General features: G+C 54.4%; 10 protein-coding genes and 2 tRNA genes. 5 read left to right on the plus strand and 7 right to left on the minus strand.

Annotated features, from left to right (window positions below; translation table 11 throughout):
• Positions 1–1,130: 1,130 nt before the first annotated feature.
• Both RUM_RS10945 and RUM_RS10950 read left to right on the plus strand, forming a co-directional pair.
• On the plus strand, positions 1,131–1,703 hold the full coding sequence (locus RUM_RS10945; protein WP_175577003.1) for a hypothetical protein: 573 nt from the start codon (positions 1,131–1,133) through the stop codon (positions 1,701–1,703).
• Positions 1,618–3,249 carry a type I restriction enzyme subunit R domain-containing protein gene (locus RUM_RS10950; protein ID WP_041326813.1) on the plus strand — a complete coding sequence of 544 codons (1,632 nt, stop codon included), beginning with the start codon at positions 1,618–1,620 and terminating at the stop codon, positions 3,247–3,249. Before RUM_RS10945 ends, RUM_RS10950 begins: the two co-directional genes overlap by 86 nt.
• A gap of 367 nt (positions 3,250–3,616) precedes the next feature.
• On the opposite strand, the gene RUM_RS10955 is transcribed toward RUM_RS10950, so the two are convergent.
• Positions 3,617–3,706, minus strand: a tRNA-Ser gene (locus RUM_RS10955).
• A gap of 30 nt (positions 3,707–3,736) precedes the next feature.
• Positions 3,737–3,825: transfer RNA gene (locus RUM_RS10960), tRNA-Ser, on the minus strand.
• A gap of 221 nt (positions 3,826–4,046) precedes the next feature.
• Between RUM_RS10960 and RUM_RS10965 the strand changes: the two genes are divergently transcribed.
• From RUM_RS10965 to RUM_RS10975, 3 genes are all read left to right on the plus strand, one after another.
• A complete protein-coding gene (locus tag RUM_RS10965) occupies positions 4,047–6,701 on the plus strand; it encodes a YfhO family protein (RefSeq protein WP_015559161.1) in 2,655 nt (884 codons plus the stop codon).
• A 49-nt stretch (positions 6,702–6,750) separates the two neighbouring features.
• A complete protein-coding gene (locus RUM_RS10970; protein ID WP_015559162.1) occupies positions 6,751–7,671 on the plus strand; it encodes an AEC family transporter in 921 nt (306 codons plus the stop codon).
• Between the two features lie 195 nt (positions 7,672–7,866).
• Complete coding sequence (locus RUM_RS10975; protein WP_015559163.1) at positions 7,867–9,087, plus strand: ROK family transcriptional regulator; 1,221 nt, start codon at positions 7,867–7,869, stop codon at positions 9,085–9,087.
• Between the two features lie 59 nt (positions 9,088–9,146).
• Here RUM_RS10975 and RUM_RS10980 read toward each other — a convergent pair whose 3' ends face one another.
• The 5 genes from RUM_RS10980 to RUM_RS11000 form a co-directional block, all read right to left on the minus strand.
• Entirely contained in the window at positions 9,147–9,878 is a 732-nt protein-coding gene (locus RUM_RS10980) for a DUF3592 domain-containing protein (protein ID WP_015559164.1), read from the minus strand.
• 4 nt (positions 9,879–9,882) lie between these two features.
• The gene (locus RUM_RS13185; protein ID WP_015559165.1) at positions 9,883–11,166 is read right to left on the minus strand and encodes a 2-hydroxyacyl-CoA dehydratase; all 1,284 of its coding nucleotides are present in this window, start codon (positions 11,164–11,166) and stop codon (positions 9,883–9,885) included.
• 38 nt (positions 11,167–11,204) lie between these two features.
• Complete coding sequence (locus tag RUM_RS10990) at positions 11,205–14,129, minus strand: acyl-CoA dehydratase activase-related protein (RefSeq protein WP_081460061.1); 2,925 nt, start codon at positions 14,127–14,129, stop codon at positions 11,205–11,207.
• Between the two features lie 379 nt (positions 14,130–14,508).
• On the minus strand, positions 14,509–16,104 hold the full coding sequence (locus RUM_RS10995; RefSeq protein WP_015559167.1) for a DUF1653 domain-containing protein: 1,596 nt from the start codon (positions 16,102–16,104) through the stop codon (positions 14,509–14,511).
• A gap of 24 nt (positions 16,105–16,128) precedes the next feature.
• Positions 16,129–16,722, minus strand: a complete 594-nt coding sequence (locus RUM_RS11000) for an HD domain-containing protein (protein WP_015559168.1) — start codon at positions 16,720–16,722, stop codon at positions 16,129–16,131.
• Positions 16,723–16,909: the final 187 nt, after the last annotated feature.

Below are 16,909 nucleotides of genomic sequence, written 5' to 3' on the forward strand. Positions count from 1 at the left end.
TCATTCTTTGTGATTTTCACGCCGGACACGTCTCCGGTCCAGGTGATGACGTTGACTGCTTCTGTATCCGGCACCAGCACCATCTGCTCGATCCAGCCGGTGGTGGAGCTGATAATGGATGTTTTTGCGCCATAGCGTCATACAGTCTGCGGTACTGATCCTTTGTTTCCGTTTCTGCTTCAACATTCTCATCAGACGGAAACAGAGTGTCATCCAAATTAAAGGCATCAAGAGAACAATGACGGCGGGTTTCCTTGTGGTTGATGTTGTACTCCCGGCGGTCCAGGTCAACAATGACTGTTCCGAGTTCTTCGGATACTTCAACCTCAACTGTTTCGGTTGCAAATTCATACTTGATTTTCATAATGTGTCCTTTCCGCTTGAGACGGCACTGAGCGGTCGGGGCACAAAAAGAGCCTGTGGTCACGATGGACAACACCGGCAGACAGAACCTACAAGAAGGCATGGCAAAGCACGGTGGGTACATCGAGTTCAAAAAATCCTTGTTGGGGTTTTCGGTTCTCTATGTATCCCGCCGCCTCTAATGCGCATCTCAAGGCTTTGAGATAAAATTTGGTGGGGCTACTTGCCCCAAGGGTATATAAGGTTTTTTCAGATCTTCGGGAAAAACAAAAGACGACCGGGATATAGCTCACCCCGTAAAGGGGAGGCTAAATCCTGGCCGTCTCGCAGCTCTGTGGATTCGCCTATTTGTTTTTTCTTTGCCGCGTTAGGTAGCGAGTGTGTAATCTGCCACGGTAAATGCTGTAGCTGTCCTTGTCACCAGCGACTTGAGATTATCCCGAACGACTGTGAATGCCCCGCCGATAGGAATGCTGAAGATGTAGGAAGAGTGGTGCGGCCCCTGTGTCTCAACCTCGCCCGTGCTGTCGTTTGCCATGCAGAGCAGTCTGTTGTCGCTGTTTCTGATCTCTCTAAATCCTTCGCCTATATCGGTTCCTCCTTCCTGACCGAGTGGCCTTTTCTCATGCTCTAATTATAGCAGAATGTACATTTTAACTGAAATTGTGTCGTTTATATTGTGGTGGCAAAATTGAAATAAAGTCTTGATTTGTTCGGTTTTTGGTGGTATAATAAGATGTAGACTCGAAAATGGGAGGAGTGTGCCCTTGGGTAAGAGACGATATAAAGAAAAAGATGTGTCCAAGCCTATGACGGAAGCTCTCGGCATTCCCGATCTTCTTGTATTGAAGGCCAGCACCGACAGCCATTACTATGCCGTTCACAAACGCTACTTTTCGGACGATAAGCTTCCGTGTCCTGCCTGCGGTTCAACAAAAACGAGATGCTCCAAGGTTGTAAAAAGGACATTCAAAGATATATTGTGGGATAAAGACCCAGTCGATGATGACGAGAAGGGATTCCGGGTATTCGACCTGACCTTCTATCAGACATACCTTCGCTGCGATGGCTGCAACAACAGCGTCTTTCCGGAGCCTATTGATTTTGGTGATAAGGGTTGCCGATATACCAACCGGCTGTCGGATGCGTTGGCCGACGGGACCTTCCGCTTTTCTTATAAGAAGGTGTGCGACTATTATGGCGTACCAGCCTCGACCGCTTCAATTGGTCCCATCATGCGCAAAAGGATTCAATATGCTCAGTCAGGGCAAGCACAAGAATTTGAGCTTCTTCGCTTTCACGGCCACACCAAAGGGCAAGACCCTCGAAATTTTTGGTGAACCGCAGCCGGACGGCTCTTTCCATCCTTTCCACATCTATTCAATGCGGCAGGCTATTGAGGAAGGCTTTATCCTGGATGTGCTGGCGAACTATACCACCTATAAGATGTGCTATCAGATTGCAAAGAACGTACCGGACAACCCGGATGTTCCGACTTCCAAAGCCGTGCGTACCATTCGCCGCTACGAGGAGCTGCACCCACATAATCTCGCACAGAAAGCGGCCATCATCGTGGAAACCTTCCGCGATGTTACCAAGCACAAGATCGGCGGCCTCGGAAAGATGATGGTTGTCACCGCATCCCGTCTTGCGGCTGTCCGTTACTACCATGAAATCAAGCGGTATCTGGAGCAGAACGATTATGACGATATCGAGATTATGATTGCGTTCAGCGGAAGCCTGAAAGACCCGGATGACCCCAACAGCCCGGAATACACCGAAAGCTCCATGAACGTGGACAGCAACGGAAACCGCGTCAAAGAGAGCCAGACAAAGAGCGTATTCCACGATGAAGGCGATATCCTTATCGTTGCCGAGAAGTATCAGACGGGTTTTGATGAGCCTCTCCTGCACACCATGATCGTGGATAAGGAACTGCGCGATGTAAAAGCCGTTCAGACATTGAGCCGTCTGAACAGAACTTATCCCGGCAAGGTGGATACCTATGTCCTTGACTTCGTGAATGATGTTGACCGCATCCGCGAGGCGTTTCAGCAGTTCTATCAGGAAACGAGCCTTGACGAAGAAATCAACTTTGACCTTATTTACACCACGCAGAAAATCCTGCGCGACTTTAAAGTTTATACGGATGCTGATATTGAAGCGGTATCACAGATTTACTTCGATCCCGATGTCCGTAAGGCGAATGCGACACAGGGCAAAATCTCCAATATCCTCAAACCTGTCGCGGACAAGTACAATCAGCTTAATCAGGAACAGCGGTATCAGTTCCGCAGAGAAGTCCGTGCATTCGTGAAATGGTATAACTACATTTCGCAGATTACAAGGATGTTCGATAAGGAACTTCATAAGGAATACATTCTCTGCTCTTACCTTGCCAAGCTGCTCCCGTCCGACAAGACGCAGCCGTTTGACCTCGACAACCGCGTGAAACTGGAATACTACCGCCTTGAAAAGACTTATGAAGGAGCGATTGAGCTGGAGGCTACTCCCGGCTCCTGGAAGCCAACTCAACCGAAACGCGCCGGAGGACAGAAAGACAGACTTAGTCCGCTCGATGAGATCATTGCCAGAATCAACGAAGAATTCTTTGGTGACTTCACAGATGCTGACCGCGTTATGGTGGATACTCTTTATACAAAAATGCGCCAGGATGCAAAAGTCAAAAAAGCTGCTAAAAGCAATGATCGGCAAGTTTATGAGCGAAGTATTTTCCCCGGTATCTTTGACACAACCGCACAGCAGGCTTATATGGAAAACACGGAGGCTTATGAGCAGTTGTTCCTTGATGCCGAGAAATATCGCATCATCCAGCAGGCGCTTGCCGAGCGGCTCTATCGCGAACTGCACGGAGACTCAAAATAACGGAGGTGCAGCATGACAATCACAGGTTAAAAATCCATGCGAACACAACCTGTGATGCTGTTTTTGCCCCCCAAATGAAACTATGCGAATAGAGGTTGTGAGTGTTTTGATTTTTTAATTCCCTTCTAATTCAACGATTATCCCTGCAATTTAACGAATGCCTCTGTGATTTAACGATTACCTCAGCCGTTTAACGATTACAACGGCATAGAAGTCCACGAACCCTATAAAACGCACGAAACCCCGCCGCAGAATTGCTCTGCAGCGGGGTTCGCTTATGTGCGGAATAGCCGAAAAGCCTTATTTCAAGCGGTTTTCGGGCATAGAAAAAGTCCACCGTAATTCTATCAAAAATACGGTGGACTTATGGCGGAGAAAGAGGGATTTGAACCCTCGCGCCGGTTTCCCGACCTACTCCCTTAGCAGGGGAGCCCCTTCACCACTTGGGTATTTCTCCAATGGCAGCGTTGTATCCTCTCAAGGGTGTTGGCGGAGAGGGTGGGATTCGAACCCACGGTCCCTTGCGGGATCACTGGTTTTCAAGACCAGCTCCTTAAACCACTCGGACACCTCTCCATGTATGGCGGATACACCGATTACATGAATCAGCTTTATTATTTTAGCACAGTCCGCCAATTTTGTCAACCCCTTTTTCGCACATTTTTGATATTTCCGTTTCTTGACTTTCATAGCGAAAGCCTGTACAATAGAATAAGATGCCTGTGCAGCAGGCGGAAGGCTCCCTTGCGCAGGCTTGTGCAGTGTGCCGAATCTTTCAGAATTCGAGGATTATACCTATGAACAATAAATGGATACGCGGGCTGCTCCCCCCGGTGGTGATGCTGCTGATTTTCAGCATCTTCTACACCGTCTGCGGCATTGCCCCCTTCGGCACCAAAAGCATTGCCTGGTGCGACATGGAGCAGCAGGTCATCCCCCTGATGCTGGACCTGCGGCATGTACTCACCGGAGACGGCAGTATGTTCTACACCGGAGGAAACGCCGGAGGCATGAATATGTGGGGGGTCTACTTCTTCTTTGTGGCAAGCCCCTTCTCCCTGCTGGTATGCCTGGTGCAGGAATCCCAGATGCTCACTCTGATGAATCTGCTGGTGATGCTGAAGCTGGCGGTTGCCGCCTGGAGCGCCGGCTGGTATCTGCGGCGTCGGTATCCCGCTCTGCGCACCTCCTGGATGCTGCTGCTGAGCCTGACCTACGGGCTATGCGGCTACGGATTGCTGTATTATCAAAACCTGGTGTGGCTGGATCTGCTGTACCTGTTTCCCCTGCTGATGCTCTCTCTGGACGCTCTCATCCGGGACGGAAAAATGCTGGGGTATATCTGCGCATGCAGTGCCTGTGTAGCGGTGCTGTACTATCTGGGTTTCAGCATCGGCATATTCCTTATATTATATGTAGGGCTGCAGTATTACTTCATGTCCGATCAGACACGGCGGCGGCAGATCGCCTTCCGGTTCGTGTACGCCAGCGCATGCGCCCTGCTGATCACGGCTGTGATCTGGCTCCCCTCCCTGCTACAGGTCATGGACTCCGGCAGAGTGGGCACCACCATGGAGAAGCTCCGGGAGACTTTGGTGTTCAAAAGCATCGGGGACAAGATCGCCCTGCTCATGTGTACCACCATCTGCCTGGTGCCTCTGTTTTTCCTGTTCGGCAAGCGCCGGGCATCCGTCACGCCCCACACCAAGTGGATGTATATGCTCATGCTGATCCCGGTACTGCTGGAGCCGGTGAATCTGCTCTGGCACACGGGCAGCTACCAGTGCTATCCCCTCCGGTACGGGTATATCACCGTGCTGCTGGGTCTGAGCCTGGTAGCGGAGATCCTCACCGCCCAGCCGGCGCCGCCCCCTGCCCAGGGGCGGGGACACATCCGGGCTGCTTATGCCATGGTGGGGATTCTGATTGCTCTGACCGTATCCATCGTGATCCTGTGCACCCAGTGGTACAACACCATATGCAGCTACACGGACACCCTTTGGCACAGTGTGGCATCCTTCTTCCTGCTGCTGATCCCTGCATCCATTGCCCTGTTCGGCTACTACTGCGGCATCCGGTTCTACCGGGAGGGACTCCTGTCCCAGCGGATCCTTACCGTGTCCCTGTCCCTGCTGTTCGCCCTGGAAAGCGGACTGAATCTGTCGGTGTACATTGCCCGTCCCGCTGTGGAGGATACCCTCTACGCCCAGACTCTGAGCCTGTCGGAGCTCGCCGATGACCCGGATTATTACCGGGTGCGGATGGAGCGGAAGTACAGCCATGTAAATATGATCGGTGCCATTGGATACAATACCATCGGGCACTACACCTCTCTGACTGCCTCCCGTACCATGCAGATGATGAAGAAGATGGGGTACAGCTCCTACTGGATGGAGATTGGCACCACCGGCGGCACAGTGCTGTCGGATGCCATTCTCGCCAACCGGTATATTTTCGGTCTGGAGGATGAGTTTGCCCCCTGGCAGACCCTTACCACCACCACAGACTGCGGCTTGAGCCTGGCAAAAAACCAGCTTTGCATGCCCGTAGGTACGGTGCAGTCCGGCGATCCCGCCCTGCTGAACGGTATCACAGGCAATGACCGGATCGCTGACCAGAAGGCGCTGGCAAGGGCGTGGTTTGGCACGGACAGCATGATCACCAGCTACGAGCCTACGAAGGAGAGCCACGCCGCCTATGAGTATGCGAACGGCAAGCACAATGTAAATATCGTGGGCGAAAGCGCCGATCACTCCATTTCCTACAGCTTTTTCGTTTCCGGCAGACAGGCACTGTACTTTGACCTGTTCGACACCTGCGAGGGTGCGCCCATTGTATCCGATACCTACGAATCCGTGGCGGTCAGCATCAACGGCCATTTCGTGACCCTGGATTATCCGGAAAAGAAAAGCAACGGCTTGCTGGAGCTTGGGGTGATGGAGAATCAGAACGTCACCGTCCGGGTGGTACTGCGGCACAATATCTCCGTATCCTCCATGGGGGTATTCGGCATCGACCTGGATGGTATGGAACGGGCGCTGGAGCAGGTCAACGGTGCCTATGTAACGGACTCCGGCAATGACATTACCGCATCCTGCACAGCGGACGGCCCCTCCTACCTGTACCTGGCGATTCCCTGGGATCCGGGCTTCACCGCCACCGTCAACGGCAAGCCCTGTGAGATCCAGACCATTGACGGCTGCTTTATGGCAATTCCCGTAGAGCCAGGCGAGAATCAGATCCAACTGCATTTCGTGCCACGAGGCTTCCGCTTCGCCCTGGGCATCACCATAGCCGGTGCGCTGGCTGCCGCCGGGTATCTGGTGATCCGGCGGATCCGCCGGAAAAAACCGCCCTTTGCGCCGGAATGGATGTGCAGACTCATGCAGGCAGTGTTCTGGTGCGTGCTGGTGGTATTCTACGCCTGCACCATGATCATCAACATATTCTGACACCAACTGCCGCAGTCTGCGGCAGTTCTGTTTTGAAAGGAGCTTTTCCATGGTATCCATCCTCACCAACCAGGTCGCCATCATGCTATTGCTGATCCTCGCCGGCATGCTGTGCTACAGGCTGCATCTGCTCACAGACCGGGGCGTCAAGGAGCTGTCCGGCATCGTATTGCAGGTGGTCAACCCCATCGTGATCCTGCTTGCCTATCACCGGGAGCTGGAGCTGCGGCTGGTGCAGAATCTGGGATGGACATTTCTCCTGTCCGCCGTTGCCATGGGGGCAGGCATCGGGCTCGCCACCCTGCTGATCCGGAACAAGCCCGGCAGGGAAACCGCCGTGGAGCGGCTGTCCGCCGTATATTCCAACTGCGGCTTTATGGGGATCCCTCTGGTAAAGGCACTGCTAGGGTATGAGGGGGTCTTTTATCTGACCGCCTTCCTTACCGTATTCAACCTGCTGATCTGGACCCATGGCATCATGTCCGTTACCGGCAGCCGGGATCCCCGTTCCCTGCTGCATGTGCTGCGTTCCCCTGCCATTCTGGCAATCCCCCTGGGCATGATCCTGTTTTTCGGCAGGATCACCCTGCCGGGCTTTCTGTCAGAAACCTTAGAGCAGATTGCCGGCATGAACACGCCCCTTGCCATGCTGGTTGCCGGTGCCACCATCGCCCAGGGCAGTCTGAAGCAGGCACTGCTGCAAAAGCGGGTATATCTGATTGCCGGGTACAAGCTGCTGCTGATGCCTCTGCTCACCATAGGCATGTTCTTTGCCCTGCCCCTGGATCCGGCGGTGTTTACCACAGTGGTTCTGTCCATGGCCGCACCCACCGCTATCACCTGCACCCTGTTTGCGGTACAGAACGATAAAAATGCGGAATATGCTTCACAGATCTTTGCGATAAGTACCGTATTTTCTTTGTTAACTTTACCCGTGGTGGGCGTTTTGTTAGAAGCGATCGAAAAGTAACATTTTAGACATATATAGTTCATAGTATATACACCAGTAGAGTGTTGATATCTGATATAATAAATGTGAACTAAATCAGATTCATAAGCACCAGATTTATAAAAAACAATCTCTGCTGAATGCTGAAAGTCATTACATTTCATTGGCGACGGAATAAACACATATCGAAAATTATATGACAAGGCGGTGCAGAACATGGAACAAAGAGGTATCAGTAAACTTGACCTCAAGCGACAGAATCGGCTTCAGATTCTGCGGGTCGTACACGAAAACGGCGCAATTTCCCGGGTGGACATTGCCTCCCAGCTGCAGCTGACCCGTGCAGCTGTTACCATCATTACAAATGAAATGATCTCCGAGGGCGTATTGCAGGAGCTGGGCGAGGCTCCCATAGAGCTGGATAAGCTCCAGAAAGGCAGAAGAAAGATTCTCATCGGCATCAACGCCACCAACAAGTTCGCACTGGGTGCAACCATCTCCGAGGGCTATGTCAGCGTGGGTCTGTCCACCCTGGATGCAGAGGTGCTGGACAAGGCTATGATGCCCATCGGCGAGGAAACCACAAACCAGGATGTTATGGACTTTATCGTTTCCTCCTGCAATGATATGATTTCCAACAGCTGTCTGAGCAAGAACAAGATCCTTGGCCTGGGCGTAGCTGTAATGCCCAATATGTGGAGCAAGATGCGGATCAGGATCCGGGACGGCGCACTGTACTGCCGCAGGGTGATAGACCCGTTGCAGAAGGCGCTGGAGCTGCCGGTGCTTTGCGGGAATGCTGTAGGGCTGCTGGCAATGGCAACCCAGGATCACCGAACCCATGAGGGCAAACGGTTCAATCATATCCTGCTGGCCCTGGGCGAGAAAATCAATCTGGCTGTGCTCAACCAAAACAGTCTGATGTCCGATTACCAGATCCACACGGATCGGGTGGAGCGGATGATCGTGCGTCCCGGCGGAAAGTCATGTCCTGACTATCCGGATGGCAGCGTCAAGGCGGAACTGGCAGAGCATGTATTAATCGAGTCCATCAAGGAGGCATACTCCCAGGAGACCATGCCCTACCTGTACAACGCCACCGGCGGCGACAGAGAGCGCATTACCGAGGAGTTGTTCAACGACGCATACACCCACGGGGACAAGAGCGTACAGGAGATTGCACATTACACCCTGGATACCATGGCTGTGCTCATCAACAACCTGATCTGTGCTCATTATGCCGACAAGGTAGTGCTGCACAACTGCAAGATGAACGAATACTGCTTCGATTATCTGAAGAACAAGCTGGCAGAGCTGTTGGGCGTGGAGGACGTAAACGACATGCTGGAGTTCAGCCGGGCAGACGGCAGATACAGCTTCCTGGCAGGCTGCGCACTGTCCATCTATGAGCTGTTCTACGTCAAGGGCGGTCTCTGATTCCGAAAACAAAACAGCCCCGCACGATGCAAATCGTGCGGGGCTTTCTGTTTACTGCTTTATTGCATATGCAGCAGCACATACACCAGAACTGCCGCTGCAAGGAAAATAATACCGAAGATCAGGGAGCCTCCCACAGCGCTCCTGCCCGGGAAGTATGCGTCCTCCGGATCCTCCGGGTTGATGTAAATGGTCATGGTATCCCCAATCTCGAAATCCTGTTCACTCTGGCGAACCTCCGCCTGGGTTTCGTACTCGTTGCCAAACCATTCGTATTTCACCCGGGGCGCATATCTGGTCTGAGTCTTGTGGGTCATATTGTTGGTACTGGTGAAGGTGACCACCTTTTCGATGACCTCGGCGGTAATCTCCTGGCTGCATCGCTTCTCCTTCAGCCGATGGGTAATGATGCCGCCGAACAGCAGAACCAGTCCGAACAATGCACAGCCCAGGCACCCCAGGGTCGGCGCAGCCTCCAGCATCCGGTCTTTCTGACCCACATCACCGTACCGGAGCCGGTATACCACAAACATGCCGATGAGGGACTCCAGGCCCACGGTGAGGAACACCAGGTTGCCCACATTCAGACGCTTGATATGCTGAAAGCCTGCCAGCAGGAACATGAAGCCGAAAAAGCCAAAGACGATCACCAGACACAGGTAGGTGTCGGTCTGAGATGCGATATACATGGCAATGATGCTGCCGATAAAGACGATCAGAAACAGGATCCCCCCGATGATGCTCGCCGGGGATTGCTTTTTGTTGGAGTCCTTCATGATGACTTTCCTCATTTCGTCACACCTCCGCTGTGGGGGCAGGATATGCAGCCTCCAGCCGCTCCCGTGCCACTGCCAGCATCAGCTTGATGCGGTTTTCTTGATTGACCCGGGTGGCACCCGGATCGTAGTCGATGGGTACAATATTGGCAATGGGGCTTTTTGCCTTGATCTTCCGGATCATGCCCTTGCCCACAATGTGATTGGGCAGACAGCCGAAGGGCTGACAGCAGACAATGTTCTCATACCCGTGGGCGATCAACTCCAGCATTTCACCGGTCAGGAACCAGCCCTCCCCCATCTTACTGCCGTAGCCGATGATCCCCCGCACCATTTCCTTGATCTGCATATAGGAAGCAGGCACGGAAAACTGCCGTGTGACCCGGATGCTGTCCAGAAAGACGGACTCGATATTGGTCAGGTATTTGATGAGGAACCGCACCAGAGTGGCCTTGGCACGACTGCCGCCGTAGAGCTTGATATCCTCCAGCCGGTTATCCACCTTGAAGATCAGAAAGCCCATGAGCCCGGGCAGCATTACCTCGCAGTCCTGGCTCCGGAGGAATTCCTCCAGGTGGTTGTTGGCAAGGGGGGAGAATTTTGCATACACCTCGCCAACCACCCCCACCCGTACCTTCTGGGTACGCTGCACCGGAATGGCGGCAAAGGCAGTACTGATCTGGGACAGGGTCTGCCGCAGCTGTTCAAATTTGGTGGGGCGCCGGGGCACGATCCGTGCGGAAAGCTGCTGGATCCACTGACCGATCAACTGATCCGTTTCCCCGGGATTCACCTCATAGGGACGCACCTGGTTCCCCAGGATCATCAGCATATCCGCATAGGACAGCAGTGCCACCGCCTCCTTCAGCAACGGCAGGGTCAGCTTGAATGCGCTTTCCTTCTCCAGTCCGGACATATTCAGAGAAATCACCGGCACATGGGTCAGCCCTGCTTTTTTCAGCGCCTTCCGCAGCAGGTGAATGTAGTTGGACGCCCGGCATCCGCCTCCGGTCTGGGTAATCATCACTGCCGTATGCTCCAGATCATATGCGCCGCTTTCCAGGGCATGCATCAACTGCCCGATGGCAAGCAGTGCCGGATAGCAGGTGTCGTTGTGGACATATTTCAGTCCGGCGTCAATGACCGCCTGGCCATCGGAGCGGAGCAGCTCCACATGATAGCCGTAGGCATTGAACAGCGCCCGAAGCAGCTCAAAATGCAGCGGCGCCATATTGGGAATGAGAATTGTGTAATCCTTCTGCATTTCCTTGGTAAAGCAGACCTGTGGTTCGTTGGTGCTCATGTATCCATAAACCGTCCTTTCGGTGTACCAGTATTCCGTTACGCCTGCAATGCGGCAAACAGGCTGCGCAGGCGGATCTTCACCGCCCCCAGGTTGGTGATCTCGTCAATTTTGATCTGGGTGTAGATCTTGCCGCCTCGTTCCAGGATCTCCCGGACTTCGTCGGTGGTAATGGCGTCCACCCCGCAGCCGAAGGACACTAGCTGCACCAGGTTCAGCATGGGGTCGCCGCTGTCCGCCACATATTTTGCTGCCGCATACAGCCGGGAGTGATACGTCCACTGATCCAGCACATGGGTGTTGAACCGCTGCACCAGATGGCTGATGGAATCCTCCGTAATGACCACTGCACCGCAGGAGCAGATCAGCTTGTCGATGCCGTGGTTGATCTCCGGATCCAGGTGGTAGGGTCTGCCTGCCAGGACGATCACCGGCAGATGCTCCTTCCGGGCAATTTCCAGATATTCTGCACCCTTTTTCCGCACCTGCTCCTGGTATGCGGCATGGGCGGCGAATGCCTGCGCCACGGCGTGCTTGACCTCTGACAGGGGGATCTCCCCGAACTGCCGGCACAGCACGGCGTGGATCTTTTTTGTAAAGTCCTTGGGGCGATGCAGCCCTAAATAATCGTACAGAAAGGGCACCTGCTGCACCGCCTTCACGTTGGCTTCGATCACCTCCGGGTAGTATGCCACCACGGGACAGTTGTAGTGATTGTCCCCCAGTCCCTCGTCCAGGTTATAGGTCATGCAGGGGTAGAAGATGGCGTCCACATGCTCCCGGAGCAGGGCTTCCACATGTCCGTGCATGAGCTTTGCCGGGAAGCATACCGTGTCCGAGGGGATGGTATGCTGACCGCTCAGGTACAGCTTCCGGTTGGAGGGGGGAGAGGTCACGGTCTCAAAGCCAAGATCCGTGAAGAAGGCATGCCAGAAGGGCAGCAGCTCATAGAAATTCAGCCCCATGGGCAGGCCGATCCTGCCACGCTTGCCGGGCACACCCTTGCACTGTGCCAACAGCTCCCGCTTGTAGTCGTACAGATTGTAGTGCTTGCCGGCGTTCCCGGTGGCAAGGGGCTTTTCGCACCGATTGCCCCCGATGAATTTCCGCTTGCCGTCAAAGGTATTCACCGTCAGCCGGCAGGCGTTGGGACAGCCCTTGCAGGTGATGACCTGCACCTGATGCTGAAACTGGGTCAACTGCCGGGCGTCCAGCAGACTGCCCTGGGCGGAAGCCTTGTGCGCCTGGGCGTAAAGCGCCGCCCCGTATGCACCCATCAAGCCGGAAATGGAGGGACGGATCACCTCTCTGCCGATCTCCTGTTCAAATGCCCGGAGCACGGCGTCGTTCAGGAAGGTGCCCCCCTGTACCACGATATGCTGTCCCAAAGCGTCTGCGCTGTTGGCACGGATCACCTTGTACAGAGCATTTTTCACCACGCTGATGGATAAGCCGGCGCTGATGTTCTCGATGCCGGCGTTGTCCTTTTGCGCCTGCTTGACGCTGGAATTCATGAACACGGTACACCGGGAGCCAAGATCCACCGGCTTTTCCGCAAACAGCCCCAGCTTGGCAAAGTCCTGCATCTCATAGCCCAAGGCACCTGCAAAGGTCTGTAAAAAGGAACCGCAGCCGGAGGAGCATGCCTCATTGAGGAAGATGTTGTCAATGGCACCATTCCGGATCTTAAAACACTTGATATCCTGTCCCCCGATGTCGATGATAAAATCCACATCCGGCCGGAATTCCTTTGCCGCTGTGTAGTGGGCGATGGTTTCCACAATGCCGAAATCCACCCCAAAGGCGCTGCGGATCATTTCCTCCCCGTATCCGGTGACAGCGGAGGCGGTCACATGGAGCGTTGGGAAATCCGCATACAGCCCGGTGAGAAAGCTCCGGATCAAGGGCACCGGGTTGCCGCTGTTGGGCAGGTACTCGGAGCGGATGATCCGCCGCTGCTGATCCATCAGCACCGCCTTTACGGTGGTGGAGCCTGCGTCAATGCCCAGGAATACCTCCCCTTCCGGGGTATCCCCGAAGCGGATATGGGCGGAGTTTTTCCTATGCCGCTTACGAAAGGCATCATACTCCTGCTGACTGGTGAACAGGGGCTTGCAGAAGGCGTAGGTACCGGAGGAGCGATAAGCTGCCGCCTGGCGGATGATCTCATGCAGGGACACCTGTCCCTCGTTCCCGGCAAAGGCTGCCCCCATGGCAACAAAGTACAGAGAATGGTCGGGGCAAATGCCTTCCACTCCCAGAATATGGTCAAATGCACGACGCAGCTCCGACAAAAAGGTCAAGGGCCCGCCCAAGTACACCACCTTGCCCCGGATCTCTCTGCCCTGGGCAAGACCGGCAACGGTCTGGTTCACCACGGCGGCAAAAATGCTGGCGGAAATGTCATTCCGCTTGGCACCCTGGTTCAGCAGGGGCTGAATGTCGGATTTTGCGAACACGCCGCACCGGGAGGCGATGGTGTAGATCTTCTGGTAATCCTTTGCCGCCTCATTCATCTCATCCGGGGTGATCCCCAGTAGGGTCGCCATCTGGTCGATGAAGGCACCGGTGCCCCCGGCGCAGGAGCCGTTCATGCGCACCTCCAGCCCACCGTAGGAAGCGTCCTCATCGGTCAGAAACAGGATCTTTGCATCCTCTCCCCCAAGCTCAATGATTACATCTGCACCGGGGATCAGCCGGTTAACGGCAATCCGGGTGGCATAGACCTCCTGCACAAAGGGAATCTGCAAATCGTTGGCGATACCCATACCCGCAGAGCCGGAAATGCATAGCTGTACCCGGTCCAGATCGGGAAATTTTTCCGCAATGTCCGAAAGCATCCCGGCAATTTTTTCTGAAATCTGAGAGTAATGGCGTTCATACGCAGCGTATAGAATATTCCCGTCCGCATCCAGCAGGACGCTTTTGAGGGTGGTGGAGCCTACATCCAGTCCTATTTTCACAATAGTTCTCCATTCCCGGCAATGCCGATACTATATATACAATTTATTATAGCACAACGCACAGCAAATTGCAACACGCCCGGATGAATGTATAAAAGCGGAAGCAGCGTCCATACTACACTTGACGGGAGCGAGAATCCTACTTCGCTCCCACAGGCTGCGGTTACCGGTATCGCTCTCCGCACAGGCGGCACCGGGCTTTGCCCTGCCTGTCCGTGCGGAGAAAAGGAGATTGTCATGAACAATCAGAATAACCAGAACCAGCAGCAGAACAAGAACAACCAGAATCAGCAGAACCAGCAGCAAAACAAGAATCAGCAGAACAACCAGCGGTAATCTGCGCAAAAGGCGGTATGGCTCTGCGCCACACCGCCTGCTGTTACATATTCGATTCCAGGGCGAACCGCTCTCTGCCGTCCGGCAGGCTGTCCAGGAACATGGCCTTGGGTCTTGCCCATACGGCACCGTCCTCCCCGCAGGACTGGTAGATCACCAGCTCCTCCAGCGTTTCGCTGTGCTTTGCCACTGTCAGCACCCGGTACTGTCCACCCTTGAAGTGCCGGTATATGCCGCCCACCTGCAGAGTCCTGGGCAGAACCATCGCCAGCTCCGGCTGCTCCGGCTCCCGGTTGAGAATATCGTCCCGCACCAGGATCATGCCCGTATGAGGCGGCACATCCGCACAGGCTCTGCCGCCGCTGACCGGAATGCTGCTGCCGCTGAGCACATCCACCATTTCCGGCATGGGCGTATCGAACTCGAACCGGTAGCCCTCATCGCTCAGGTTCAGTGCCACGAAAATGGTCTGATCCTGCAAGGTCTTGGAAAACAGCACCTGCTGATTCCGGATGATGACCGTGTGGTATTCTCCCGTGCGCAGTGCCGGATACGCCCGGTAGATCCGCCCCAGCTTCACAATGTGCCGGTACAGCTCCCGGTTGGCACCGGGCAGCTCCTGGTAATCATAGCAGGGACGCAGCGGATCGTCAGAATTGTTCTCCTTCCTGCCGGCAATGCCGTATTCACTGCCGTAGTAGATGGAGGGGATCCCGGGCATGGCGTACAGCAGGGTGTACACGTTGAACAGATGCGCCGGGTTGTTCAGCATGCTGGCGATCCGGTTCACATCGTGGTTGTCCACAAAGTTGTACAGGGCGATGCCCTTGTAGATGCCGTTGGCACCGGACTGCCGGTTGATGGAGTAATCGATCTCAAAGTAGTTCTTGTCGTTGTGGGAGGAGTAGATCCCCTTGTAGCACTCGTAGTTGGTAACGGAGTCCAGCATCTCCGGGTTCGCCCAACGCTTGTAGTCCCCGTGGATGATCTCCCCCATGAGCCAGAAATCCGGCTTCCGGCTCTTGCAGTACTGCCGCAGCCGGCGGAAGAAATCAAAGTCGATGCAGTCCGCCGCATCCAGCCGCAGACCGTCAATGTCAAACCGATCGATCCACATGCCCACGGATTCCAGCAGATAGTCGCACACTGCCGGGTTGTGGAGATTCAGCTTCACCAGATTGTAGTGACCATTCCAGCCCTCGTACCAGAAGGGATCCCCACAGGGACTGGGGCCGCCGAAATTCAGATTGTCAAACCAGCCGCAGTAGGGGGAATTCTGTCCGTTTTTCTGAATGTCTGTAAACTGGGGAAAGCTGCGCCCCACATGGTTGAATACCCCGTCCAGGATCACCCGGATGCCGTTTTCGTGCAGGGTCTTACAGATCCGGGCAAAGCCTTCATTGGTGCCCAGCCGCCGGTCGATGCAACGGTAGTCGGTGGTGTCATAGCCGTGGGAAACGGATTCAAACACCGGGCCAAAATACACCGTGTCCACGTTCATTTCCTTCAGATGGGGCAGGATCTCCAGCACCTTGTCCAGCCGCTGCACCGGCTCCCCGCCGGTGTTGACCTTGGGTGCGCCGCAAAAGCCCATGGGGTAAATATGATAGATGATCGCATGTTCAAACCAATTTTGCATCGTGTATGCCTCCAATTGCATCCATCAGGAATCGCTTCCCTCAATGAAATAGCTTGCTTCCATATCTGCCACGTTCAGCGCCATGGCAAGAGGGTATTTCTCCAGCGCCCTGCCGATGGTGTTTTTATCCTCCGTACCGGAAAAGCCCATATGATACCGGATGGCGAACGCCTCCTCCCGGGTGAGCCGCCCCTCTCCGTACAAAAAGCCGGAAATAATGTACACGGACTTTTCCCCGTGACCGTAGGGCATGGCGTCGTCAATGGTGTAATAGGGCACCTTTTCCCATACCCCCTGGTCGTTCTTCACGTTCCGGGTGCTGACCTTGTAAAAGTCGATCTTGCACAGATCGTGGAGCAGCGCCACAATGGCGATGGTCTCCTCCGAATAGCGCATGCCATACAGCTCCTGTACCCGTGGCCGTGCCAGGTAATCCTTCAGGCAGTGGTACACATTCACGCTGTGCTCCACCAGTCCCCCCTCATGGGCGCCGTGATACCGGCTGCTGGAGGGAGCACGGAAAAAATCGCTGCGGTGCAGATACTCCAGCAGTCTGTCCGCACCCTCCCGGTGGATGTTCTCCTTGTAAATCTCGATGAATTCTTCCTTTGCTGACATAAGCATCCTCCATTCCCGGAATGTCATTGTCTGTATTATAGCACACTTGAAGGGCGGTTGCAAGGGGAACAGGCTCCGGCACAAAGGATCCGGGACGGTTTTGTGCGGTGCTCCAACAAGATACTTGCATTTTTAACAAAACAGGTGTATAATAATTATGGGTAATGCCGCACAAAGATTGTGCAGT

It is taken from the genome of Ruminococcus champanellensis 18P13 = JCM 17042, from assembly GCF_000210095.1.
GTDB lineage: Bacteria > Bacillota > Clostridia > Oscillospirales > Ruminococcaceae > Ruminococcus_F > Ruminococcus_F champanellensis.